The sequence below is a fragment of the Reinekea blandensis MED297 genome, from assembly GCF_000153185.1.
Lineage (GTDB): Bacteria > Pseudomonadota > Gammaproteobacteria > Pseudomonadales > Natronospirillaceae > Reinekea > Reinekea blandensis.
Map to the genome: position 1 here is coordinate 215,254 of NZ_CH724150.1, position 23,239 is coordinate 238,492.

Annotated in this window: 23 protein-coding genes; 12 read left to right on the plus strand and 11 right to left on the minus strand. The window is 50.4% G+C overall.

Going from position 1 to position 23,239, the window contains the following annotated elements:
- Nucleotides 1-24 precede the first annotated feature (24 nt).
- From htpG to MED297_RS06365, 4 genes are all read left to right on the plus strand, one after another.
- Nucleotides 25-1,908, plus strand: coding sequence for a molecular chaperone HtpG (gene htpG / locus MED297_RS06350; protein ID WP_008043345.1), 1,884 nt, complete (start codon nucleotides 25-27; stop codon nucleotides 1,906-1,908).
- A 170-nt stretch (nucleotides 1,909-2,078) separates the two neighbouring features.
- A complete protein-coding gene (locus MED297_RS21120) occupies nucleotides 2,079-2,639 on the plus strand; it encodes a YfaZ family outer membrane protein (RefSeq protein ID WP_161599278.1) in 561 nt (186 codons plus the stop codon).
- Nucleotides 2,640-2,752: 113 nt separating this feature from the next.
- Complete coding sequence (locus MED297_RS06360) at nucleotides 2,753-3,106, plus strand: hypothetical protein (protein ID WP_154650860.1); 354 nt, start codon at nucleotides 2,753-2,755, stop codon at nucleotides 3,104-3,106.
- Nucleotides 3,107-3,120: 14 nt separating this feature from the next.
- Nucleotides 3,121-3,357, plus strand: a complete 237-nt coding sequence (locus tag MED297_RS06365; protein WP_008043351.1) for a hypothetical protein — start codon at nucleotides 3,121-3,123, stop codon at nucleotides 3,355-3,357.
- 29 nt (nucleotides 3,358-3,386) lie between these two features.
- On the opposite strand, the gene MED297_RS22410 is transcribed toward MED297_RS06365, so the two are convergent.
- The 6 genes from MED297_RS22410 to MED297_RS06395 all read right to left on the minus strand — a co-directional run bounded on the left by MED297_RS22410 (nucleotide 3,387) and on the right by MED297_RS06395 (nucleotide 8,911).
- Entirely contained in the window at nucleotides 3,387-3,992 is a 606-nt protein-coding gene (locus MED297_RS22410; protein WP_008043353.1) for a lytic transglycosylase domain-containing protein, read from the minus strand.
- Nucleotides 3,982-5,100, minus strand: coding sequence for a cupin domain-containing protein (locus tag MED297_RS06375; protein WP_040556708.1), 1,119 nt, complete (start codon nucleotides 5,098-5,100; stop codon nucleotides 3,982-3,984). The genes MED297_RS22410 and MED297_RS06375 overlap by 11 nt, the downstream gene beginning before the upstream one ends.
- Nucleotides 5,101-5,238: 138 nt before the next feature.
- The gene (gene purB, locus MED297_RS06380) at nucleotides 5,239-6,606 is read right to left on the minus strand and encodes an adenylosuccinate lyase (RefSeq protein ID WP_008043358.1); all 1,368 of its coding nucleotides are present in this window, start codon (nucleotides 6,604-6,606) and stop codon (nucleotides 5,239-5,241) included.
- Between the two features lie 119 nt (nucleotides 6,607-6,725).
- A complete protein-coding gene (hflD, locus tag MED297_RS06385; protein ID WP_008043359.1) occupies nucleotides 6,726-7,358 on the minus strand; it encodes a high frequency lysogenization protein HflD in 633 nt (210 codons plus the stop codon).
- 6 nt (nucleotides 7,359-7,364) lie between these two features.
- Nucleotides 7,365-8,459 (minus strand): tRNA 2-thiouridine(34) synthase MnmA, encoded by a 1,095-nt coding sequence (gene mnmA, locus MED297_RS06390; RefSeq protein WP_008043361.1) that lies wholly within the window; start codon nucleotides 8,457-8,459, stop codon nucleotides 7,365-7,367.
- A complete protein-coding gene (locus MED297_RS06395) occupies nucleotides 8,456-8,911 on the minus strand; it encodes an NUDIX domain-containing protein (protein WP_040556709.1) in 456 nt (151 codons plus the stop codon). The genes mnmA and MED297_RS06395 overlap by 4 nt, the downstream gene beginning before the upstream one ends.
- A 173-nt stretch (nucleotides 8,912-9,084) precedes the next feature.
- Here MED297_RS06395 and fabV point away from each other — a divergent pair, with 173 nt between their 5' ends.
- Nucleotides 9,085-10,263 carry an enoyl-ACP reductase FabV gene (gene fabV, locus MED297_RS06400; protein WP_008043363.1) on the plus strand — a complete coding sequence of 393 codons (1,179 nt, stop codon included), beginning with the start codon at nucleotides 9,085-9,087 and terminating at the stop codon, nucleotides 10,261-10,263.
- On the opposite strand, the gene MED297_RS06405 is transcribed toward fabV, so the two are convergent.
- Nucleotides 10,199-10,885 carry a pseudouridine synthase gene (locus MED297_RS06405; protein ID WP_008043364.1) on the minus strand — a complete coding sequence of 229 codons (687 nt, stop codon included), beginning with the start codon at nucleotides 10,883-10,885 and terminating at the stop codon, nucleotides 10,199-10,201. The two genes, fabV and MED297_RS06405, sit on opposite strands and share 65 nt — an antisense overlap.
- A 144-nt stretch (nucleotides 10,886-11,029) precedes the next feature.
- On the opposite strand from MED297_RS06405, the gene MED297_RS06410 reads away from it, so the two are divergent.
- On the plus strand, nucleotides 11,030-13,261 hold the full coding sequence (locus MED297_RS06410) for an NADP-dependent isocitrate dehydrogenase (protein ID WP_008043365.1): 2,232 nt from the start codon (nucleotides 11,030-11,032) through the stop codon (nucleotides 13,259-13,261).
- Between the two features lie 111 nt (nucleotides 13,262-13,372).
- On the opposite strand, the gene cspD is transcribed toward MED297_RS06410, so the two are convergent.
- The gene (gene cspD, locus MED297_RS06415) at nucleotides 13,373-13,636 is read right to left on the minus strand and encodes a cold shock domain-containing protein CspD (RefSeq protein ID WP_008043366.1); all 264 of its coding nucleotides are present in this window, start codon (nucleotides 13,634-13,636) and stop codon (nucleotides 13,373-13,375) included.
- Between the two features lie 341 nt (nucleotides 13,637-13,977).
- Between cspD and clpS the strand changes: the two genes are divergently transcribed.
- Complete coding sequence (gene clpS, locus MED297_RS06420; RefSeq protein WP_008043367.1) at nucleotides 13,978-14,319, plus strand: ATP-dependent Clp protease adapter ClpS; 342 nt, start codon at nucleotides 13,978-13,980, stop codon at nucleotides 14,317-14,319.
- Between the two features lie 16 nt (nucleotides 14,320-14,335).
- Entirely contained in the window at nucleotides 14,336-16,606 is a 2,271-nt protein-coding gene (gene clpA, locus MED297_RS06425; RefSeq protein WP_008043368.1) for an ATP-dependent Clp protease ATP-binding subunit ClpA, read from the plus strand.
- 79 nt (nucleotides 16,607-16,685) lie between these two features.
- Here the strand turns inward: clpA and infA are convergent, their stop codons facing one another.
- The 3 genes from infA to aat all read right to left on the minus strand — a co-directional run bounded on the left by infA (nucleotide 16,686) and on the right by aat (nucleotide 18,469).
- Nucleotides 16,686-16,904 carry a translation initiation factor IF-1 gene (infA, locus tag MED297_RS06430; RefSeq protein WP_008043370.1) on the minus strand — a complete coding sequence of 73 codons (219 nt, stop codon included), beginning with the start codon at nucleotides 16,902-16,904 and terminating at the stop codon, nucleotides 16,686-16,688.
- Nucleotides 16,905-17,008: 104 nt separating this feature from the next.
- Complete coding sequence (locus MED297_RS06435) at nucleotides 17,009-17,740, minus strand: arginyltransferase (protein ID WP_008043371.1); 732 nt, start codon at nucleotides 17,738-17,740, stop codon at nucleotides 17,009-17,011.
- Between the two features lie 3 nt (nucleotides 17,741-17,743).
- Nucleotides 17,744-18,469, minus strand: a complete 726-nt coding sequence (gene aat, locus MED297_RS06440; protein WP_008043373.1) for a leucyl/phenylalanyl-tRNA--protein transferase — start codon at nucleotides 18,467-18,469, stop codon at nucleotides 17,744-17,746.
- Between the two features lie 89 nt (nucleotides 18,470-18,558).
- Between aat and MED297_RS06445 the strand changes: the two genes are divergently transcribed.
- The 4 genes from MED297_RS06445 to crcB are packed head-to-tail and all read left to right on the plus strand — an operon-like array spanning nucleotide 18,559 to nucleotide 23,237.
- Entirely contained in the window at nucleotides 18,559-20,883 is a 2,325-nt protein-coding gene (locus tag MED297_RS06445; protein ID WP_237613418.1) for a DNA translocase FtsK, read from the plus strand.
- 13 nt (nucleotides 20,884-20,896) lie between these two features.
- Nucleotides 20,897-21,526: an outer membrane lipoprotein periplasmic chaperone LolA gene (lolA, locus tag MED297_RS06450; RefSeq protein WP_008043378.1), complete on the plus strand. Its 630-nt coding sequence runs from the start codon at nucleotides 20,897-20,899 to the stop codon at nucleotides 21,524-21,526.
- Complete coding sequence (locus MED297_RS06455) at nucleotides 21,526-22,845, plus strand: replication-associated recombination protein A (RefSeq protein WP_008043381.1); 1,320 nt, start codon at nucleotides 21,526-21,528, stop codon at nucleotides 22,843-22,845. Before lolA ends, MED297_RS06455 begins: the two co-directional genes overlap by 1 nt.
- Nucleotides 22,842-23,237 carry a fluoride efflux transporter CrcB gene (gene crcB / locus MED297_RS06460; protein WP_008043383.1) on the plus strand — a complete coding sequence of 132 codons (396 nt, stop codon included), beginning with the start codon at nucleotides 22,842-22,844 and terminating at the stop codon, nucleotides 23,235-23,237. Before MED297_RS06455 ends, crcB begins: the two co-directional genes overlap by 4 nt.
- The last annotated feature ends 2 nt before the right edge of the window (nucleotides 23,238-23,239 follow it).

The window sequence follows — 23,239 nt, forward strand, 5'->3', positions numbered from 1 at the left end:
ATGTCTGAAACAAAGCAAGAATCAATGAGTTTTCAAACGGAAGTGAAGCAGTTGCTGCACTTGATGATTCATTCTCTGTATTCAAACAAGGAGATATTCCTCCGCGAACTGGTATCTAATGCATCCGATGCCTGTGATAAGTTGCGGTTCCAAGCGTTAAAAGACGACGCTTTGGCCGATGGCCAGGAGCTTCGGGTTCGCATCAGTGCCGATAAAGAGGCGAACACCATTACTATTGAAGACAATGGTATCGGGATGAGCCGGGACGATGTCATCAACAACTTGGGGACGATTGCAAAATCTGGAACGGCTGAGTTTCTGCAAAGCCTCACGGGAGATGAGCGTAAAGACAGTCAGCTCATCGGTCAGTTTGGTGTGGGTTTCTACTCGTCCTTTATTGTAGCGAAGGCGGTTGATGTCTATACCCGCAAAGCAGGCCTGCCTGCCGCTGAAGGGGTGCATTGGCACAGTGCTGGCGAAGGTGAGTTTGATATTGAACCGATCGAGAAAGAAGACACCGGCACCCGGATTGTTCTGCACTTGAAAGCCGAAGAATCGGAGTTTGCCGACACCTGGCGCCTGCGTAATCTGATTAAAAAATATTCGGATCATATATCGGTACCGGTTCAGATGCTGCAGGAGGCTCCGGCTCAGGAGAGTGAAGAGGACAAAGAAGAGACAGCACCAGATTGGGAAAACGTTAACAGTGCCAAGGCGCTCTGGACCCGCCCAAAAAGTGAGATCAGTGATGAAGAGTATCAGGAGCTCTATCACCATATCTCACACGATTTTGGCGACCCATTGACCTGGAGCCACAACAAAGTTGAGGGTAAGCTCGATTACACTTCTTTGCTGTATATCCCGAAAAAGGCGCCATTTGATCTTTGGAACCGTGATCGCGTCCGCGGTTTGAAACTCTACGTGAACCGCGTGTTTATCATGGATGACGTTGAGCAGTTTTTACCGCTGTACCTGCGCTTTGTGAAGGGCATCGTTGATTCGAACGATTTACCTCTGAACGTCAGCCGTGAGATTCTGCAAAGTGATTCCACCATCGAGAGCATTAAAACCGCGATGGTGAAGCGTGTGCTGGACATGCTCGATAAGTTAGCGAAAAAGAAACCTGACGAGTATCAGGGCTTTTGGGAAGAGTTCGGCCAGGTCTTGAAGGAAGGACCTGCTGAAGATTTCGCTAACAAGGAAAAAATTGCCAAGTTGCTGCGTTTCGCGACATCACACACCGGCGACGCCAAGCAAGACGTATCATTGGCCGATTACATCGGCCGAATGAAAGACGGTCAGGAAAAGATCTACTACGTCTGCGCAGACAACCATCAGACAGCCAAAAACAGCCCGCATCTCGAAGTGTTCCGTAAAAAAGGTATTGAGGTCTTGCTGCTGTCCGATCGCATCGACGAATGGCTGATGGGTTACCTGCAGGAGTTCGATGGTAAAGCACTGGTGGACGTGGCCCGAGGCGGACTCGACCTGGGTGACATCGACACCGAAGAAGAGAAACAGGCGCAGGAAAAAGCTAATGATGAGCATAAAGATCTGCTCGAACGTGTAAAAAGCCTGTTTGCCGATGAAGTCGAAGACGTGCGGATGACGCATCGTCTGGTTGAGTCTCCTGCGTGTGTCGTTGTTGGTGACAACGATATGGGTGCTCAGATGCGCCGAATCATGGAAGCGGCAGGTCAGGAAGTACCGGACAGCAAGCCTATTTTCGAGTTAAACCCAGACCACCCGTTGGTTACGCGTCTGGAGTCGGAAACCAATGAAGAGCGCTTTGCTGATCTGGCTAACATTCTCCTTGAGCAAGCGCGCCTTGCGGAAGGGTCGTCTTTGCATGACGCTTCCGGGTTTGTCGCCCGACTGAACAAACTGCTGTTGGAAATGATGGACTGATAGGGTTCAGTTCAAAACTGAGCGTTGCCTGAAGTAACAGGTAAAGTTCTGCCAAGCCGATACCGTACCGAGTGCGATGGTATCGGCTTTTTAGTAAATAGAGCAGTTTACGATCAGTGCAGAAACAGTGGGCATTGGTTACAATGGCCGAAAATTTGGAGAGTTGCTTTATGTTTAAGAAAACACTTGCTGCTGTTCTCGCTACAGCGTCTGCTTCGGTGTTTGCGGGCGGCGCAGTCGATTTCGCCTTGTCAGATAAGTCAGTCAGGCTGGAACACGATGCCGTTTTAGTCGGTACGGGTGCACATCTCTCAACGGGCGGCATCTATAACGAAGACTCTGGAAATTGGGCTTTGTCAGCAGGGTTTAACGCTGTTGACGCCACTATGGCGAACCGAGAACTGATTGGCGGCGTTGGTTTCCGTGGTTTCGGGCTGCACACGGTTCAATCGGATATAAGCGTAGCTATCGGCGTAGGTGGTTTTCTGCGTTGGCAACCCGATTTTATGAATGGGTTGGGTCTGGAAGGTCAAGGATACGTGGCGCCAAGCATCCTCAGCTTCGGCGACTTAGTTGACACTTACGAAGGAGTGGGGCGTTTGACCTATAAAGTCCTTCCTCAAGCTCGTGCTTTTCTGGGGTACCACGTGTTGGGTGGGACCTATACAGATGGTAATGTCTGGGAAGCGGTTGATTCCACATTCCATATCGGTTTTCGAATTACTTACTGATGAATGTAACCGCGACAACCAATCGTCTGCATCAGGCCGTGCGTCGGTTAATGCCAGATTCAACCAGCGGCCATCCAGATGCCGGTTTGGCGTTTGCAAAGGAAACCGCTTGGTTGTTGCTGTTTGATCAATTGCTGTGCTCGGCAGTTTTCGAAGTTACCGGGCAGGAAGCTCCAGGCAAAGCGACATCCATCAGTTTGTTATTGCGGGAGTTTAGTGAGGAAGCAACGGGACTGATGTCCGTTAAAGAATTGGCTCGTATGCTGAACGAACCTGGCGAGCGGCTTTATGAGTATACAATCGCGCGACATCAGTTGCTGCTGGCTCAGAAGCCGATGCCAAACCGCTCTGAAATCAAAATAGTGTCAGCAACAGCCGAGGACAGTCCAATCCAAAAGATGCGTCAGTGGCTGAGCGATTTTGAAAGCTGGTTAGTATCAGCGCGCGAATATAATCAGGAATACTAGGCAGAGGGTATAAAATGGCGAAATATTGGGAAATTATGCAGTTATCCGATGGATCTTTCGTCCTGCAAAGTTCTGATGATGAAAACGAAGCGCCTTTAGTGCGTATTGAGTTTTCACCGGAAGCTGAAGAAATGCTGAATGGTCAAACCTCTGAAATTGCGCGAGTCATGATCGGTGCAGGGGTTCAGGCGGCAAGTCTGGATGATGATTTGACTGATGAAGAGGCTGTCGAGTACGAGACGCTTCATTAAACCAAACCAGAGCGGCGGTCTGGCTCTTCTCAGCCGTCGTTGCCCCGGTATTCCTGATACCACCGCATCACTTTCTGAACATAATCTTGCGTTTCTCTGAAGGGTGGAATGCCCTGATACCTGGCTACGGCGCCTTCTCCGGCATTATAAGCGGCGAGAGCGAGTGGCAGTTCATTGTAACGACCGAGCAGGTAACGCAGGTGCTGAGTGCCGGCATAGATATTTTCTTTTGGGTCTAGAATGTTACGTACCCGATACTGGCGCGCCGTGTCGGGCATCAATTGCATGAGTCCCATCGCACCTTTCACCGATCGGGCATCGATTTGAAAGCCTGACTCCTGTCGGATAACCGCTTTAATCAAGGCTGAATCCATATCATACAGATACGCCGCGTTGTTGATGTATCGCTCGATCAGGTTCCGATTCTGTTGATTGTCCTGATAACGAAGAGATTGACCCGCGGACCTTGCGTCCAATGCGTTTTGCTCGAGTTCGTAACCATCAAGATTGATGGGTCGGTCTGTCACCACTCTTTCACCCGTGGGTGAGATGTAAATAAACAGGTTTGACGCCAGAGTCACCGACGGAAACAGCCATATTGTAACGAACAACAGAATCGTAAAATCAATCTTCAAAGATCAGCGCTCCGGCGTTTAACAGTTGTAAGGCGATGCGTTGAATGTGAACGTTATGATTGTATGGCAGCACATCGCAATCACAGATCAGGTGCAGCTCCTCCGGAGTGGCGTTGACTCCATAACTTTGTCCATCCACGAACAGGGTCTGTTCCCGATAAGCCAGCCGGCTTCCTGGATTACGATAAAGAGGATGGTGCTGCCAATGTTTCATGAAGGACTCGTCTGACCAATCCTGCGTGTCGACGTTCATATCGTCATATTTTGGTTCTGTAACGTACTGGCCAAACCATTCAGAGACCAAAGAGCGGTCGTCTGCAAGGCGCTTTATGATGGCTTGAACCCGATCGATGTCTTCTTCTTCAATGGCATGCGGTGTTTGATTACGTTGAGATATACCTGCATCGCCATAGCGTTGAAAATCACTGACCATGCTGCTCATAAAATGGCCGAGTTCGGCAATGGTTTCACTGTCAGATGGCGCTCGGAAGCCCACCGACAGAGTCATCGAGTCGCCTAAAGAGGTTCCCCAATGAGCAACCCCGGGTGGCAGGTAAAGTACATCACCGGGGTCAAGCACCCAGGCATCCTGCTCTTCAAAAGCTGACAGGACTTTTACCGGGATGTTTTCGACCAAGTCAGAATCCTCATCACACATCTGCCCGATTTTCCATTCTCGTTGACCAGCCAGCTGTACGAGAAAGACATCGTATTGATCGAAATGGGGCCCAACTCCGCCACCATCCGTTGCAAAAGAAATCATGATGTCATCAATGCGCCAACGGGGCAGGAAGCTGAACTGCGCCAGAACTTGCCGTACTTCGGGTACCCAGTGGTCAACAGCCTGTACCAAAAGTGTCCAGTCACGCTCTGGCAGCGTCTGAAAAACATCATCAGAGAAAGGGCCGTGTTGCAATGTCCATTGTTCAGTCTCGTTCGAACCGGAAATCAGTCGCGACTCAACCTCCGCTTCTGTGGCTAACCCGGCCAACTCATCTGCTGTGATAATGTCGTGCAAAGACAGAGCATTTCGTTTCAACAATGGCGCTTGTTGCCAGTAAGTATTCAAGAATTCTTGCGAGTTGAACGGGTTTTGAACAGGGGGCATATCGTACTCCGGCCGAATGCGGTGCATTCAGTCTAGCAGATTCAGGATGGTGAGTTCAGGGGGCAATATCAATACGCGTTGAGGTGCGTTTAAAGAGGTAAGGGGCCAGCGATAGCTAACCCCCGGTTGTAGGTGCTATTACACTCGACGAGCCTGTTCAATAGCGTTACCGATGTAAGTTGACGGCGTCATCGCCAGAAGTTCTTCTTTAGCAGAATCAGGAAGTTCCAGCTGTTTCACAAAGTCGATCATCATCGGCTGTGTGATAGCTTTGCCTCGCGTAAAGGCTTTGAGTTTCTCATAGGGCTCCTCAATGCCGTAACGACGCATGACGGTCTGTATGGCCTCGGCCATCACTTCCCAGGCGTTATCCAGATCCGCGGCAAGACGATCTGCATTGATTTCAAGTTTGCTGATGCCTTTCAGTGAAGACTGGTAAGCAATCAACGAGTGAGCCAAACCGACCCCCATGCTTCGGAGGACGGTTGAGTCCGTCAGGTCGCGTTGCCACCGGGAAATGGGCAGCTTTTCAGCCAAATGCGCCATGACAGCGTTGGCAATGCCGAGGTTTCCTTCTGAGTTCTCAAAGTCAATCGGGTTGACCTTGTGTGGCATGGTGGAACTGCCGACTTCACCGGCGATGGTTTTTTGTTTGAAATACCCTTGGGAGATATAGCCCCAGACATCGCGGTCAAAATCGATGAGGATGGTGTTAAAGCGAGCCAGCGCATTGAACAGCTCGGCAATGTAATCATGCGGTTCAATCTGTGTGGTGTACGGGTTCCAGGTCAGCTCCAGTGTTTCAATAAAACTTTGGGCGTTTCGTTCCCAGTCAATGTCCGGGTAGGTGGCCAAATGGGCGTTGTAGTTGCCAACCGCACCATTAATTTTACCCAGGTATTCAACGGCCTCGACTTGCTGTATTTGCCGCTCAAGCCGGGCAACAACATTGGCCATTTCTTTGCCGACGGTTGTTGGCGATGCTGTTTGACCATGCGTTCGACTCAACATGGGTACATCGGCCAGTTTGTGAGCCAATTGGCGGATGGCGTCAGTTACTTCTCGCAATGTGGGCAGGATGACACTGACCATGCCATTGCGCAGCATCAGAGCATGAGACAGGTTGTTGATGTCTTCGGAGGTGCAGGCAAAATGGACAAACTCGAGGTAGGGCTGAAGTTCTTGATGACTTTTGAGTTTGTCTTTCAGGAAGTATTCCACCGCTTTTACATCGTGGTTGGTCGTTGCTTCGATGGTTTTAATGCTGCGAGCGTCTTCTGTGGAAAACTCCGTAACAATGGCATTCAGGTATGCTGAGGCTTCAGCTGACAAGGGCGGACATTCTTTGACTCCGTCATGGGCAGCCAGATGCTGTAACCATCGGACCTCCACTTCGACTCGGAAGCGGATGAGTCCAAATTCGCTGAAGAACTCGCGCAGACTCTCAGTTTTGCCGGCATAGCGACCATCAATGGGGGATAACGCGGTTAAAGTGGAAAATTCCATAAAGTATTAGCCTATTAATCCTAGCGGGACACCGAAAAAGCGCGGCGAGTATACCGGAATAATAAGCTCAGAGCACCCGCGTTTGCGGGGCTGAGAGGGTTGCAGATATGACTGATAAGTCAGGAAATATCTGCGAGAAGGTGCTGAGCCTGATTCTGGATCTTTTGGCGTTGCAGCATGAATTGCCATCGCCGTCCGCCGGCCTGACGCCAGAGAAGTGCACAACGAATGCCAAAGAGCAAAAGGGTGCGTACTTTTTCTGCAATCTTAGGGTTCTGCAGATAGGCTGGATTTCCGGTTACACGGATACGGAAGTTCAGCTTCGATACGCTGTTTTCATAACATCTCGCTGTTGCCGCTAATACGGATTCGTGCAGAAAATCATCAAAGTACTGGTGTTGATCCACCGCTCGATCTAACTCGCTTGACAGTGTATCCATCAGCTCGGTTTGCTTACTCAGTTTGCCCTGCACCGCAATGATGGCCATGGCATACTGCAGAACTTCTCGGCTTACGCCTTTGCCGTGCCTTGCAAGCGCATCTTTCAGGGTTTTCAAACCAGGCTTAAAATGATCGCTGCTCTTGAAAAGGTCGGCGTAAGATGTCGGATTCAGGTTTAAGATGGTTTCAACGGCGGTTTGCAGCGCCTGAGAGTCGACCTCTCCGGTTTTCGCCAAGCCATCGACCAACGTCGCGGCCTGAAAAATACCGGCTAGAGAATGAACTTGTCGATCTAAGGGTGTGTCAAACATAAAGGATTAGTTCCAGGTGGTTTCGATAACGCCGCCACCCAGGCAGACGTCACCAAGATAAAAAACGGCGGATTGGCCCGGTGTGATAGCGCGCTGAGGCTCATGGAAGGTAACCTGATACTCACCCTGAGCATTTCGGCTGAGCTCACAACTCTGATCCGGTTGGCGGTATCGGTGCTTGCAAGCCAGTGTTACCGGTAGTTCCGGACCTGTATCGTCTACCCAGTAGATGTTATTCAGTGACATGTATGTCGTAAACAGGGCCGGGTGATCGGTTCCCTGAACTACGACCAACTCATTGGTTGCGAGATTCTTTTGAGCCACAAACCATGGCGCCTCACCGTGTCGGGTACCTCCGATTCCGAGCCCCTGACGCTGCCCGATGGTGTAGTACATCAGGCCTTGATGATCACCCAGCACTTCGCCTTCGAGCGTCACAATTTTACCCGGTTGGGCCGGGAGGTATTGCTTCAGGAAGTCACTGAATCGACGTTCACCTATAAAGCAGATACCAGTGCTGTCTTTCTTTTTCGCGGTTGCCAGCTTGTATTTTTCCGCAATGGCGCGCACCTGTGGCTTTTCCAACTCACCAACCGGAAACAGCGTTTTTTCGAACTGTTCGTGACCAACAGCGTGCAGAAAATAGGTTTGATCTTTGTTGTGATCATTGCCGCGCAGTAAACGACCTTTGCCATTCATCGTGTCGGTCCGGGCATAGTGACCAGTCGCAATTTTGTCGGCACCCAACGTTAAGGCGTATTCCAGAAACGCTTTAAATTTAATTTCCCGGTTACAAAGAATGTCCGGATTTGGCGTACGTCCCGCCTTATACTCTTCCAGGAAGTGCTCAAAGACGTTGTCCCAGTACTCAGCTGCAAAATTGGCTTTGTGCAAGTGAATGCCTAACCGGTCTGCAACAGCCTGGGCATCGGCCAGGTCCTCTTTGGCGGTACAGTATTCGGTACCGTCGTCTTCGTCCCAGTTTTTCATGAACAGGCCTTCCACCTGGTACCCCTGTTCGAGCAAAAGTGCAGCCGTGACCGAAGAATCCACACCGCCGGACATGCCGACAATGACTTTGGTTTCGCTGTTTGAACTCATGTTAATGCTCCGGGACCGATGGAATTGATCATTGTGAGGGGGTAAATGGGCGCGTTCCTCAGATCTTCAAGGGTGGCTCGGGTGATCTCACTGCGCAGCACATAGTCCCCATTCAGGAGAGCGTCTAACGATAACCACTCCGCGCTTAAAATATCCGGATCCAATGGGTGGTCAGATTTAGTGGTAACTTCGGCGACAAAACAGACCCTGACATAATGCGTTCCCGATGTGATATGGCGGCCCTGGTACAAGCCCTGGATGCCGAGTAGTTTGACGTGGTAGCCGGTTTCTTCCAACGCCTCACGAATCGCTGCGGATTCCAGAGATTCACCGGGCTCGACGTGACCTGCAGGTTGATTCCAGCAATTTATACCGTTATCTATTTCATTGACCATCAAAATATTTTGCCCTTTTTGGCAAACAACGGCGACAGTCAGATGGGGAATGCTCATTAATGTTCCTGTGATGCCATGTGTCAATGGGCGGAACTTTACCAACTTTCAGGCATACTCGGGAACGAAATATGTCATTGTGTTCACAAGTCTTGTGCATCTCAGTGATTCCGAACGGAGGTATACTGCGCGGATTGAGTTCAATGAATGTATAACCGGTAAGGAATCAGTTCATGATCATTAAGCCTAAAGTTCGTGGGTTTATCTGTACGACCGCACATCCGGTCGGCTGTGCTGAAAATGTGCAACAGCAAATTGACTATGTCGCCGCGCAAAATGCACCGTCATCCGGACCAAAAAACGTTTTGGTCATTGGGTGTTCAAATGGCTATGGACTGGCGTCGCGAATTACTTCCGCATTCGGTTTTGGGGCCAATACGCTGGGCGTCATGTTCGAAAAAGAACCGACCGAACGACGTCCTGCCAGTGCAGGCTGGTATAACACGCGGGCACTGGAGAAAGCGGCTCAGGAAAAAGGGCTTTATGCGCAGTCCTTAAATGTCGATGCGTTCAGTGACGAGGCTAAAACCGCGGTTATTGAAGCGGTAAAAGCCAATATGGGTAAGATCGACCTAGTGGTGTATTCGCTGGGTGCGCCGCGCCGAAAAGACCCGGAGACCGGGACCGTCTACTCATCGACATTAAAACCCATTGGCAAAGCCGTTACCCGAAAAAATCTGAATACCGATACCCGGGAAGTTGGCGAAGTAACATTGGAACCGGCAACGGAAGAGGAAATCTTCAATACCGTGAAAGTAATGGGTGGTGAAGATTGGGAACGTTGGATGACCGCACTGGACGATGCTGGCGTGTTGGCTGATGGCGTGAAAACCACAGCATACACCTACATTGGCAAAGAACTGACCTGGCCGATTTATGGCGGTGCAACCATCGGTAAAGCGAAAGAAGACCTTGACCGCGCCTCTGTGGCCATCAATAAAAAGCTGGCCGATAAATACCAGGGTGTTTCTTATGTTGCGGTCCTGAAAGCGCTGGTCACGCAATCAAGCTCAGCGATACCCGTTATGCCACTGTATATTTCGGCCTTGTACCGGGTAATGAAAGAAGAGGGCACCCATGAAGGCTGTATTGAACAAATCACCGGTTTGTTTTTCGATCAGTTATTTTCAGAAAATGCATTAAATCTGGACGACACAGGTCGAATCCGCATGGAAGACAATGAACTGAAAGCCAGTGTTCAGGAAAAGGTTGCCGCTATCTGGGAGCAGGTTAACACGGAGAACCTGGACGAGTTGACGGATTTTAAAGGGTATCAGGAAGAGTTCTTTAAACTTTTCGGTTTCGGCTTTGAGGGCGTCGATTACGATGCCGACGTCGATCCTGTCGTTTAACCGTAGTCTGATGTTTTGAATGAGCAGCTTTCGGGCTGCTTTTTTTGATTTGCCATTTTATACCGTTATCTACAATGAGTTCTCGATCGACTTCTTTGTACTGGCCTACAGAGAGTGATTCAACGGTGAGCTCGGCTAAAGCAACCCTGATCAGTCTTAATGTCGGAAAGCCAACGGCGGCCGTCATTCGACGCACTTGGCGGTTACGGCCCTCAACCAGGGTCAGTTCTACCCAAGACGCTGGTATCGTTGCGCGCTCACGGATAGGCGGCTGTCGAGGCCATAACCATGCAGGCTCTGATACGCGTCTTGCTTTTGCAGGCAGAGTAGGGCCATCTTTCAGTTGTAAGCCACTCTCAAGGCGTCGAATGGCCTCATCTGTAATGTCACCTTCCACCTGGGCTAAATAGGTCTTCGGAGTTTTAAATCGGGGATTCATCATGCTGTGAATCAGAGCGCCATCATCTGTGAGCAATAGCAGCCCTTCAGAATCGTAATCCAGTCGCCCCGCGCTATAGACCTCCGGTACATCGATAAAATCGGCCAGAGTTTGTCGATTATCAGGGTCGGTAAACTGGGTGAGGACCTGAAAAGGTTTATTGAACAGAAGATATCGCGACATGATGACCTGATGGCAAAAAAAGAATAATTCTAAAGTCCGATTACATTAAATTGAACTGCTGGTATCATTCCTGCCCGAAAATTTGCGTCCGATATGCAGGCAGGGAGAGTTGTCTGCAAATTCCTCTTCTAACTAGGAAACATCATGACTGATAAGAAAGCTAAGATTATCTATACGGAAACTGATGAGGCCCCAGCGCTGGCCACTTATTCCCTTCTTCCCATCGTTCAATCATTTGCCAAGGCGGCTGAGGTTGAAATTGAAACACGCGATATTTCACTATCGGGTCGCGTCATCGCCAATTTTCCTGAGTTTTTGACAGAAGAACAACGCATTTCAGATGCCCTGGCTGAACTGGGCGAGATGGCGAAACAGCCGGATGCCAACATTATTAAGTTGCCGAACATCAGTGCATCGGTACCGCAGTTAGTGGCAACCATTAAGGAGCTGCAGGCCAAAGGTTATGCGCTTCCGGACTATCCCGCTGAGCCAAAAAACGACGAAGAGCGCGAGATAAAAGCGCGTTATGACAAAATTAAAGGCAGTGCGGTTAACCCTGTGCTCCGTGAAGGTAACTCCGATCGCCGCGCACCATCGGCGGTAAAACAATATGCCCGTAACAACCCGCATTCCATGGGGGCCTGGTCAAAAGACTCCAAATCCCACGTTTCATCGCTGACGGATGGCGATTTCTACGGCTCCGAAACGTCTACGACGGTAGCCGAAGACGGTCAGTTTAAAATTGAGTTCCATTCCGCAGACGGTGCGGTTCAGGAGTTGAAAGGACTGTCGCCGCTGCTGGCAGGTGAAGTTATCGACTCAGCTGTAATGAGTAAGAAAGCGCTGCAAGCGTTTCTTGCAGAACAGATTGCCGATGCTAAAGCTAAAGATGTACTGTTTTCACTGCATTTGAAAGCCACCATGATGAAAGTCAGTGATCCGATCATCTTCGGCCATGCGGTAACCGTTTTTTATGATTCCGTACTTACTAAACACGCGGAAGTTCTAAAACCACTGGGTGTCGACGTTAACAACGGTATTGGCGATCTTTACTCCAAACTGGAGCAGTTGCCGCAAGACAAGCAAGACGAGATCAAAGCGGATATCGAGGCTTTGTACAAAGAATCACCTGAGATGGCAATGGTGAACTCCGATAAGGGCATCACCAACCTGCATGTCCCATCTGACGTAATCATCGACGCTTCAATGCCAGCCATGATCCGCACCTCGGGCCAGATGTGGGGACCTGATGGTCAACCTAAAGATGCCAAAGCGGTGATTCCAGACCGCTGCTATGCCGGTGTCTATGAAGCCACGATCGACTTCTGTAAAGAACATGGTGCCTTTGATCCGCGTACTATGGGAACCTGTCCGAACGTTGGTCTGATGGCTCAAAAAGCAGAAGAATACGGCTCCCACGATAAAACCTTCGAAATGGCATCTGCCGGTACGGTGAAGGTTGTTTCGGAAACCGGTGACGTGTATCTGGAGCAGAAAGTGGAAGAGGGTGACATCTTCCGTATGTGCCAGGTGAAAGACGCGCCGATTCGTGATTGGGTTAAACTCGCTGTGAACCGTGCGCGTGATACTGGCTGGCCGGCCGTTTTCTGGCTGGATGCCAACCGTGCACACGATGCGCAATTGATCAATAAGGTCAACGAGTACCTGAAAGAGCACGATACTGACGGTCTGGAAATTCTGATCAAAGCACCTGTCGAAGCTACGCGGTACACGTTACAGCGCTTGAAAGATGGTGAAAACACCATCTCCGTCACGGGTAACGTACTGCGTGATTACCTGACAGACCTGTTCCCGATTCTGGAGCTAGGGACTTCGGCCAAAATGCTGTCAATTGTGCCGTTAATGAATGGCGGTGGTTTGTTTGAGACCGGTGCGGGCGGCTCAGCACCGAAACATGTGCAGCAGTTTGTCGAAGAGAATCACCTGCGCTGGGATTCCCTGGGTGAATTTTTGGCACTGGCCGTGTCCTTCGAGCACCTGGGTAAAACGTTCGATAACCAACGTGCGAAACTCCTCGGTCTGACACTGGACAAAGCGACCGCTAAGTTCCTCGAAGAGAACAAGAGTCCATCACGAAAAGCAGGCGAGCTTGATAACCGAGGCAGTCATTTCTATCTGGCCATGTACTGGGCCGAAGAACTGGCCGCTCAGGATGAAGATAAGCCACTGGCCGAACGCTTCAAAGTGTTGGTCAAAGAGCTGCACGGCAAAGAAGAGCAGATCGTAAAAGAGCTGAATGACATTCAAGGCAGTCCGGTCAATATTGGTGGCTATTACCGCCCCGATACGGCGCTCGTGTCTTCGGCTATGCGTCCTAGTGCAACGTTAAATGCCGCTCTGGAGTTGGTGAAGTAAAGCCAGGCTTGTAAAGGCAGAGCCATAGCTCTGCCTTAGCTTCTTAAGCCTTTTAACCAAAAAAGCCCAGTATCAACTGGGCTTTTTTACATCTGAGGATCGAAAGAATGCTCAGGAAGTCTCGGGCAATGCAGACGAGGCCGTTTTTGCTTGGGTGACCGGTTGCGTGACATCGACAACCTGAATGTTGACGGCGTGAATGCCTCGTTCAGATTTGACGGTTTCAAACTCCACATCCTGACCGGCTTTCAGTGTCTTGTAGCCTTCCATCTGAATAGATGAAAAGTGAGCAAACAAGTCTTCTTTGTGATCATCGCAAACGATGAATCCAAACCCTTTGGCGTTATTGAACCACTTAACTTTCCCTACTGGCATATCGGACTCCTTACGACCGTTTATTACTCCAACACTGCTGACTCAGTCCCTTCCTGACTGTAAAGTCAACAACTGCGTGCGATCGAAAAGACTCTGTTCTGCGTACATATCTTTAGTAAATCGCGACGTCGGGTTATGGAATACCGTTGAAAGTGGCAAGTCAACCCATATTTAAGGACTTATGATCGAGTTGACGTTTGATTTGTAGATCAGCTCTAAAAAAGAGGATTTCCCCCGGCGTAAGTCGCATTATCCGGGCAAGTCATCGATAATACACCTGAATTTATCTAATGAAATCTGTGTCTATGATTGTAAAAGCTGGCCCGAATTTTGAACCGAGAATGGGTGATGACGATCAATCGTCACGTGAGGGTGAGGGCGATGTAGCATTTCAGACGGCGGACCCAGAACTGAAGCGTCCGTCGCTCTATCGCGTGGTTTTACTGAACGATGACTACACTCCGATGGAGTTTGTGGTACACATACTTGAGCAGTTCTTCGCGATGAACCGCGAAAAAGCCACTCAGGTTATGTTAGCCGTACACACACAAGGCAAAGGTGTCTGCGGCGTCTATACTAAAGATATTGCCGAAACCAAAGCAGCACTCGTTAATGATTATTCGCGTGAAAACCAGCATCCGCTGCTGTGCGAGGTTGAAGAGTTGGACGACGAGAGTCGTTGAGGATGGGTGACACATTATGTTAAGCAAAGATTTAGAGTTAACCCTGAACAGTGCGTTTAAGGAAGCACGGGCTAAACGGCATGAGTTTATGACTGTTGAGCATCTGTTGCTGGCGTTGCTGGACAATCACGCGGCGGCCGATGTCCTGAGTGCGTGCGCGGCGGACATACCACAGCTGCGCCGAGATCTGATTGAGTTTATTGATTCCACAACTCCGCTGATTCCGGTCGACGATGAAGACCGTGAAACACAGCCAACGCTGGGCTTTCAGCGGGTTCTGCAACGCGCGGTTTTCCACGTTCAGTCTTCGGGTAAAAAAGAAGTAACCGGGGCTAACGTCCTGGTTGCGATTTTCTCTGAGCAGGAAAGCCAAGCGGTTTACTTCCTTAAACAGCAAAGTATTTCTCGCATCGATGTCGTTAATTTCATCGCTCATGGTATTTCAAAGGTGCAATCCGACGATGCAGAGCATCAGGACTTTCATTCTGAGCAGAGTCAGGAAGAGGGCGGAGCTGAAAGCAGCGGATCTAATCCGTTAGAAAGCTTTGCAACCAATCTGAATGAAGCCGCCGCCAACGGGCGTATTGATCCGTTAGTAGGTCGGGATTACGAAGTTGACCGTGTTGTTCAGATCTTGTCTCGACGTCGTAAGAACAATCCGTTGCTGGTTGGCGAAACCGGGGTGGGTAAGACGGCCATTGCCGAAGGTCTGGCTAAGCGGATCATTGACGGCAAGGTCCCCGAAATCATGTTGGGCGCACAGGTGTTCTCCTTAGACCTGGGCGCGTTGCTGGCGGGTACAAAATACCGTGGTGATTTTGAAAAGCGGCTGAAAGCGCTGCTGGCTGAGCTTAAAAAGCGAGACAAATCCATTTTGTTTATTGATGAGATTCATACCATCATCGGTGCCGGTGCAGCATCTGGTGGTGTCATGGATGCCTCAAATCTGCTCAAACCAATGCTCAGTTCTGGCGAATTGCGCTGTATTGGGTCAACAACGTTCCAAGAGTTCCGCGGCATTTTTGAAAAAGATTCGGCATTAACCCGTCGATTCCAGAAGATTGATGTCAATGAGCCGTCTGTGGATGAGACCTATAAAATCCTGAAGGGACTCAAGTCGCGCTTCGAAGAACACCATCATCTGAAATATACCGACAAAGCCTTGCGGGCGGCCGCTGAGCTGTCGGATCGATACATTACCGATCGGCATTTGCCTGACAAAGCCATCGATGTGATTGACGAAGCTGGCGCGGCTGAACGATTGAAGTCGGAAAGCAAACGTAAGAAATCGATTGGCGTCAATGACGTTGAAAAAGTAGTGGCGGCCATTGCGCGGGTGCCTGCGAAATCTGTCAATAAAAACGACAAAGAGTTGCTTGCAAATCTTGAACGCAACCTGAAGATGACGGTGTTTGGTCAAGACGAGGCCATCGAAAACATCGCTTCGGCTATCAAATTGGCGCGCGCAGGCCTGAAGTCAGCTGATAAACCGATTGGATCGTTCTTGTTTGCCGGTCCAACAGGCGTCGGTAAAACCGAGGTGACGAAGCAGCTTGCTGAATCGCTGGGCGTTGAACTGTTACGTTTTGACATGTCCGAGTATATGGAGCGCCACACAGCCTCACGGCTGATCGGTGCACCTCCAGGCTACGTTGGATTCGATCAGGGTGGTTTGTTGACGGACGGCGTAAACCGTCACCCGCATTGTGTCCTGTTGCTGGACGAAATTGAGAAAGCCCACCCGGATGTCTTTAACCTGTTACTTCAGGTGATGGATCACGGCACCCTGACTGACAATAATGGCCGGAAAACCGATTTCCGGAATGTCATCCTGATTCTCACCAGTAATGCCGGTGCTCAGGAGATGAGTCGTCGTTCAGTCGGCTTTACTACACAGGATCACAGTACCGACGGGGTCGAAGCCATTAAGAAGACCTTTACGCCAGAGTTCAGGAACCGATTGGATGGTATTGTGCAGTTCTCAGCGTTGCCAGCTGAAGTTGTGCTTAATGTCGTTGATAAGTTCCTTGTCGAGCTTCAGGCACAGTTGGATGACAAGCGTGTGCACCTGGAAGTTGATCAGGCGGCACGTGAGTGGTTAGCTGAACAAGGCTACGACCGCAACATGGGGGCTCGCCCGATGGCACGACTGATTCAGGAACGCATCAAGCGACCTCTGGCCGATCTGATCCTGTTTGGTGCATTGGCTGACGGCGGTACTGCCGAAGTGACCGTGGTCGATGATGAACTGGATATTCAGATTCTGAATGAGATGGCGGAAGCCTGATCACATCCAATCAAAGTGGTACACCCAGACATAAAAAAGGCACCCTAGGGTGCCTTTTTTTATGACTTGAAGACTGTAATTAACGAGCGCGGTAAACGATGCGGCCTTTCGTCAAGTCATAGGGAGTGAGCTCAACCTTAACTTTGTCGCCGGTAAGAATACGAATGTAGTTTTTTCGCATTTTTCCGGAGATGTGTGCCGTGATAACGTGCCCATTTTCCAGTTTTACCCGGAACATAGTGTTTGGAAGGGTGTCGAGAATTTCGCCTTCCATTTCAATTACATCTTCTTTCGCCATAGAGACCTTTACAAACCTTTGAGGGAATTAATCGGCGCGCATTCTGCCTGAAAAAAAGCCAATTGGCAAAGAAATGTGAAATTTTGCAGGCTTCGTCTTTCAAGTTAGTCGCGGGTAACCAATCGTTGCCAACGACCATCTACCAGTAACTCGATAGGGCGATAATCGGTTTTGTACTGCATTTTTTGACACCCGGGTACCCAGTATCCCAAATAAAGGTAAGGCAGATTTCGTTGTTCGCAAAGCTCAAGTTGACGCAAAATTGAAAACACACCTGGGGACAGGTAATCGATGTCGGGTTCAAAAAACGTATAGATAGCTGACAATCCACTGTGGAGTTGATCCGTTACCGCTACAGCAATTAAACGGTCCTGGTCAAAGTACCGTAGGTGCCATGAAAAAGGAGTCTCCGTAGCCAGAAAGTCCTGATAGCTGATTTTGGATGCCGGATACATATCGCCGTCTGAATGTCGTTCATTGATATAACGCTCAAACAGCGCATAGTCTTCGTCGCGAAAAGTCGCGGGAGCGATTTCTAAACGCAGATGATCGGTTTTTTTCAGAACCCGCCGAAAGCGGCGGGTCATCTTGAAATCGTTAACCGGAATTCGGGCAGAAATGCAGGATTGGCAACCGCGGCAGTCAGGGCGATACAGGTGTCGGCCACTGCGCCGGAAACCGGATTGTGTTAGCTCTTCATAGAGTCGGGTGTCGTAGTTCAGTTCAGGGTCCAGGAACAGCGTTCTGGACTGTCGATCGGGCAGATAACTGCAATCATGGTCCCCGGTTCTGAACAGTTTTATGGTGGTCGTCCTTAATGACTCAGAATTGCTCATGCTTTATTGACCCATCGCTTGCTGCAGACTCAGTGTCAGATCTTGTCCGTTCCCTAAGCATAGACGGTTTTTCTGATGGGGAAGGTACGATTCAAAGTCGTCTCGTCCGATCAACTCTCCACCGAGCGAGGCGAGGTAAGGATTGTAAAGCTGACAATCGATCAGGTTCAGATCATTCTCAGCAGCCCATGCACTCAGTGCGATGAAGGCATATTTGGAAGCATTGCTGCGCAACGAGAACATGCTCTCGCCATAGAAAACCGAACCAATCCCTATTCCATAAAGACCGCCAATCAGCTGATCATGATCGTAGACTTCAACGGAATGCGCCCAACCGGAGTAGTGCAGATCATTGTAAGCCGACTGCATATCTGATGTGATCCAGGTGCCTTCCTGACGAAGGGATTCATCGGCACAAAATCCGATAACGCGTTCGAACGCCGTGTTGGCGCGAACAGTCAGTGCAGTTTGGCGGCGAAAATGCTTTTTCAGACTGCGACTGATGTGGGCCTGCCCGGGAATGAGTACCATGCGCGGCGCCGGAGACCACCACATGATGGGGTCGCCTTGGCTGAACCAAGGGAAGATCCCTCTTTGATAGGCGTTTAACAGCCATTCTTCCGTCAGCTGACCACCGATCGCCAACAGGCCTTCCGGTTCTTCCAGCGCCATGGATGTCGGCGGAAAAGAGGGTGGTTGTTCAGCTTTCAGCAAGGTCAGTTGTGGCATAAAAAGTGTCACTAATTCAATAAGTTGGCCATCAATCTGTGTTATCTTATGCACTATTTTCAGGACTGCAAACCAGTAAAGGGGGCTTTTTGGCTGAACGTTTGAAGGCATATCAACAGGACGATCGGTTTACCGAGGTCAAATCGCGCTTTGTTCATGAGGCGATCTGGATCTCATCGCTCGCGATTGGTCTGTTCTTAAGCCTGGCTTTGCTGTCCTATAACCCAAAAGACCCGGGTTGGGCTTATGCCGAATCAAGTTCCGCTCAGGTGACAAACCTGGCCGGGACTGCCGGTGCCTGGTTAGCCTCATTTTTAATCAGCATGATCGGTATTTTCGCCTTTGCGCTGCCTATGATCGCGTTTTATCGGGCCTGGGTCGTGTTTCGGGAACGGAAAAAGTCACAACCGTGGAACCCGCTGATTACGGCTATGCGGACGGTTGGCTGGTTGATGTTTCTGATTGTTGGCTGCGCCTTGGCAACCGTTCACATCGCCAGTGATCATCTGGGTACCGCAGGCGGTTATCTTGGGATCGGTGTGTCTGAATGGTTCTTTCCGATTTTCGGCCTGACCGGCAGCACCGCCATTCTGATTCTGATTTGGTTCCTCTCACTGACGCTCGCCGCACACATTTCTTGGTTAAAGGTCGTCGATGGTATCGGTGCTTGGGTGTTCCGACAGGCTGGAGCGTTGCGCGATCGTTGGCTGCGACGTCAAAAAGCGGCATCTGAAAAAGCCGAAGTACGAAAAGTCGTTGAACAGCGCAAACAGAATCTGGAAATTCAGATTGAAAAACAGTCCAAGCGCAAGCCGCCTCAAATTAAACCGTTGAAGAAGAAAGCCAGCGAGCCCAGTGATCGTGTCGCCAAAGAGAAGCAGAAATCGCTGTTCGATGATACGCCTGTCAGTGGTTCATTGCCTGAGCTGGGACTGCTGACACCGTCGGACGGTGACGAAGCGGGCGGATTTACGGCTGAAGCATTAGAAGCCATGTCTCGGTTGTTGGAAATCAAACTGAAAGACTTTGGTGTTCAGGCGGAAGTAACCGAAGTGGCGCCCGGGCCTGTCATTACCCGGTTTGAAATTCAGCCTGCTGCGGGCGTGAAAGTTTCCAAAATTTCCAATCTGGCCAAAGATCTGGCTCGGTCCATGGCGCTTGTCAGCGTTCGTGTGGTTGAAATCATCCCGGGAAAAACCACGGTTGGTATCGAGATTCCCAACGAGAAGCGTGCCATTGTCCGGCTCAGCGATGTGCTGGGGTCTCAGGTGTATGACAAATCAAAAAGCGTCTTGTCACTGGGACTTGGACATGACATTTCCGGTGCCCCGGTGGTCGCCGACCTGGGCAAAATGCCACATTTGCTGGTTGCGGGGACCACAGGCTCCGGTAAGTCGGTTGGTGTGAACTCCATGCTGTGCAGCCTGTTGTTTAAGGCAACCCCCGAAGAAGTACGGTTGATTCTGGTCGATCCGAAAATGCTTGAGTTGTCCGTCTATGAAGGCATTCCGCATCTGCTGACACCGGTGATTACCGACATGAAGGAAGCGGCAGGCGGCCTACGCTGGTGCGTTGCAGAAATGGAACGGCGCTACAAGCTGTTGGCTTCTGTTGGGGTCCGCAACATCGGTGGTTTTAACAAGAAGGTTTCCGAGGCGATCAAGAATGGCGAGCCCATACTTGATCCACTGTACGACCCGACTCAGGCACTTGATCCGAGCGAGCCAGCCCCGGTTCTGGAACCATTGCCGTACATCGTGGTCGTGATCGACGAATTTGCCGACATGATGATGATTGTCGGTAAAAAGGTGGAAGAGTTAATCGCCCGAATCGCGCAGAAGGCACGTGCTGCGGGTATCCACTTGATTTTGGCAACTCAACGGCCGTCTGTCGATGTTATTACCGGACTGATCAAAGCCAACATCCCGACACGGATCGCATTTCAGGTCTCATCAAAAGTCGACTCCCGAACAATCCTGGATCAGGGTGGAGCAGAGCAACTGTTAGGTCACGGGGATATGCTCTATATGCCGCCTGGTACGAGTCTTCCGATTCGGGTTCACGGAGCGTTTGTGGATGACGATGAGGTTCACGCCATTGTTGCGGATTGGAAAAAGCGCGGCGAACCTGAGTTTATTGAAGAAATTACCAGTGGTGGCGACGCTGATGTGCCGGGTATTCCCGGCTTTGAGTCTGACAATGACGATCCTGAAGCCGATGCGTTGTTTGATCAGGCTGTTGAGTTCGTGACAACCTCACGTAAAGCCTCGATTTCATCCGTGCAACGAAAACTGCGAATTGGCTACAATCGGGCGGCTCGTCTGGTTGAGGCGATGGAAGCGGCGGGCGTGGTAAGTCCGCCCGGTCACAACGGCGCCCGAGAAGTGCTCGCACCACCACCTCCATCCATGTAAAGGATTTCTCAGAATGATTGGAAAAAAAATATCGGTTTTTGCTATCAGTTTCATGGTCATGGCGGCGTCCTATGCTGATGATCAGGCTCGGGCTGCTCTTATCGAGCAGCTTGAAGCCCTGGAAACCTTATCGGCCGATTTTGAACAGAGAACGTATCAGGAAACCTCACCACGGGCTGATGTTTCATCGGGTACGTTTCAGCTCAGCAAGCCTAACCGTTTCCATTGGCATGTTCAGGAACCGTTTGAGCAGCGTGTCATTGCGGATGGGGAACTGCTCTGGGTATATGATCCAGACTTGGAACAGGCTACTTATCAGTCACTGAATCAAAACTTAAGTCAGTCTCCGGCGATGATTCTGACGCAACCGCGGCAAACGCTGACCGATGACTATGGCGTGATTAAGGTAGCGTTGGAAGATGGCGTTGCATATCGCTTAACGCCAAGCTCAGACGACGCCATTTTCGATGAACTGTTGATGCGCTTTGACCCGGCCGGTCATATCAATCAATTGCGAATTCTTGATTCTCTAGGGCAGGAAACTCAGGTCACGTTCAGTAATGTGGACGTGAACTCACCGCTGGCGGATGATCTTTTTGTATTTACCCCGCCTGACGGTACCGACATTTTCGAGCAGATGTGATGACGGACCTGTTTGATCAGGGGCATGCCTACCAACCACTGGCTGAGGTGCTCAGACCTCAGACGCTTACCGATTACATCGGACAACAGCACATTCTGGGTCCAGGTAAACCGCTGCGACAAACGCTGGAAAACAGAAATCTTCATTCGATGATTTTCTGGGGTCCACCGGGCGTGGGTAAAACCACTTTGGCGAACGTGATCTCCAATACCGTCGAGGCTCGGTTCGAAGTGCTCTCAGCCGTTCAGGCTGGTGTAAAGGACATCAAACTGGTGGCTGAAAAAGCCAAGCAAGCTCAGGCTTATGGCGAGGTGACCGTTCTGTTTGTCGACGAGGTGCATCGCTTCAATAAAGCCCAGCAGGATGCCTTTTTGCCTTATGTCGAAAATGGTACCTTTATTTTTATTGGCGCAACCACGGAGAACCCGAGCTTTGAACTCAATTCAGCCCTATTGTCACGGGCCCGTGTTTACGTCTTAAAGTCGTTTACTGACGACGACTTCCGGCAACTGTGGCAACGGGCGAGGTCTCTGGACGAGCGCATAGCAAAGTTAGCCATCGAAAATGACGCCTTAGACGGGTTGATCCAGTTTGCGGACGGTGACGCGCGTCGCTTTCTTAATTTTCTCGAAATTGCGATCGATTTTTTCACCTCCGAGGCTGTCATCACCCTGGATGATATCCGCGAACTACTCAGCCATCAGCCGCGACGCTTCGATAAGGGCGGTGAGAATTTCTACGACCAGATTTCGGCCTTTCATAAAAGTGTTCGCGGATCTTCACCCGATGGCGCGTTGTACTGGTTGTGTCGAATGCTCGATGGCGGTATCGATCCACTGTATCTGGCCCGGAGAATGGTGCGAATTGCCTCAGAAGATATCGGTAATGCAGACCCGAGAGCATTAACCCTGGCTTTAAATGCCTGGGACAGCCAGGAACGGCTGGGATCTCCGGAAGGGGAACTTTCGCTGGCACAGGCCGCGGTTTATCTGGCCAGCGCACCCAAATCAAATGCCGTTTACACCGCCTTCAATGCCATGATGAGCGCAGTTCGGTCGTCTCACAGTGCCGAGGTGCCACTGCACCTGCGCAATGCGCCGACGTCGCTGATGAAAGACCTCGACTATGGACGTGACTATCGCTACGCCCACGATGAGCCACACGCTTATGCCGCAGGTGAAGTTTACTTGCCTGATCACATGCAGGGACAACGATTCTATGATCCGGTGGACCGTGGTTTGGAACAGAAAATCCGGCAAAAACTCGACTTTTTAAAGCAGTTGGACGAACAGGCGCAGAATCAGGAGGATGAATCATGATGCAGATGTCATTGTGGCACTGGGCCGTCATCGGCTTTGGCGGATCTTTAGGGGCGATGGCCCGTTTCGGCGTTGTGAGCTGGCTGAATCGTCTACACGGTAGCGCATTCCCATGGGGAACCTTTGCTGTGAATGTGCTCGGAAGCTTCATTATGGGCTTGGCTTTTGTGCTGTTCACCATAAAATACCCACAGGTACCCGGAAGTCTGCGGAGTTTTATTCTGGTTGGGTTTTTGGGTGCCTTTACGACCTTTTCCAGCTTTTCCCTGGAATTGCTGTCACTGTTCCAACAACATTTTATATCTATCGCTCTGACCTATGCGCTAGCTTCCGTATTGATCTGCCTTGTGGCAGTCACGGCCGGCTACGCGACAGGCAGATTTATTTTTTGAAA

Excerpts from the sequence above, each read along its gene's own strand:
- htpG (WP_008043345.1), top strand. The coding sequence starts at position 25 with ATGAGTTTTCAAACGGAAGTGAAGCAGTTGCTGCACTTGATGATTCAT.
- MED297_RS21120 (WP_161599278.1), top strand. The coding sequence starts at position 2,079 with ATGTTTAAGAAAACACTTGCTGCTGTTCTCGCTACAGCGTCTGCTTCG.
- MED297_RS06365 (WP_008043351.1), top strand. The coding sequence starts at position 3,121 with ATGGCGAAATATTGGGAAATTATGCAGTTATCCGATGGATCTTTCGTC.
- MED297_RS06375 (WP_040556708.1), bottom strand. The coding sequence starts at position 5,100 with ATGCCCCCTGTTCAAAACCCGTTCAACTCGCAAGAATTCTTGAATACT.
- purB (WP_008043358.1), bottom strand. The coding sequence starts at position 6,606 with ATGGAATTTTCCACTTTAACCGCGTTATCCCCCATTGATGGTCGCTAT.
- hflD (WP_008043359.1), bottom strand. The coding sequence starts at position 7,358 with ATGTTTGACACACCCTTAGATCGACAAGTTCATTCTCTAGCCGGTATT.
- mnmA (WP_008043361.1), bottom strand. The coding sequence starts at position 8,459 with ATGAGTTCAAACAGCGAAACCAAAGTCATTGTCGGCATGTCCGGCGGT.
- MED297_RS06395 (WP_040556709.1), bottom strand. The coding sequence starts at position 8,911 with ATGAGCATTCCCCATCTGACTGTCGCCGTTGTTTGCCAAAAAGGGCAA.
- fabV (WP_008043363.1), top strand. The coding sequence starts at position 9,085 with ATGATCATTAAGCCTAAAGTTCGTGGGTTTATCTGTACGACCGCACAT.
- MED297_RS06405 (WP_008043364.1), bottom strand. The coding sequence starts at position 10,885 with ATGTCGCGATATCTTCTGTTCAATAAACCTTTTCAGGTCCTCACCCAG.
- MED297_RS06410 (WP_008043365.1), top strand. The coding sequence starts at position 11,030 with ATGACTGATAAGAAAGCTAAGATTATCTATACGGAAACTGATGAGGCC.
- cspD (WP_008043366.1), bottom strand. The coding sequence starts at position 13,636 with ATGCCAGTAGGGAAAGTTAAGTGGTTCAATAACGCCAAAGGGTTTGGA.
- clpS (WP_008043367.1), top strand. The coding sequence starts at position 13,978 with ATGGGTGATGACGATCAATCGTCACGTGAGGGTGAGGGCGATGTAGCA.
- clpA (WP_008043368.1), top strand. The coding sequence starts at position 14,336 with ATGTTAAGCAAAGATTTAGAGTTAACCCTGAACAGTGCGTTTAAGGAA.
- infA (WP_008043370.1), bottom strand. The coding sequence starts at position 16,904 with ATGGCGAAAGAAGATGTAATTGAAATGGAAGGCGAAATTCTCGACACC.
- MED297_RS06435 (WP_008043371.1), bottom strand. The coding sequence starts at position 17,740 with ATGAGCAATTCTGAGTCATTAAGGACGACCACCATAAAACTGTTCAGA.
- aat (WP_008043373.1), bottom strand. The coding sequence starts at position 18,469 with ATGCCACAACTGACCTTGCTGAAAGCTGAACAACCACCCTCTTTTCCG.
- lolA (WP_008043378.1), top strand. The coding sequence starts at position 20,897 with ATGATTGGAAAAAAAATATCGGTTTTTGCTATCAGTTTCATGGTCATG.
- MED297_RS06455 (WP_008043381.1), top strand. The coding sequence starts at position 21,526 with ATGACGGACCTGTTTGATCAGGGGCATGCCTACCAACCACTGGCTGAG.
- crcB (WP_008043383.1), top strand. The coding sequence starts at position 22,842 with ATGATGCAGATGTCATTGTGGCACTGGGCCGTCATCGGCTTTGGCGGA.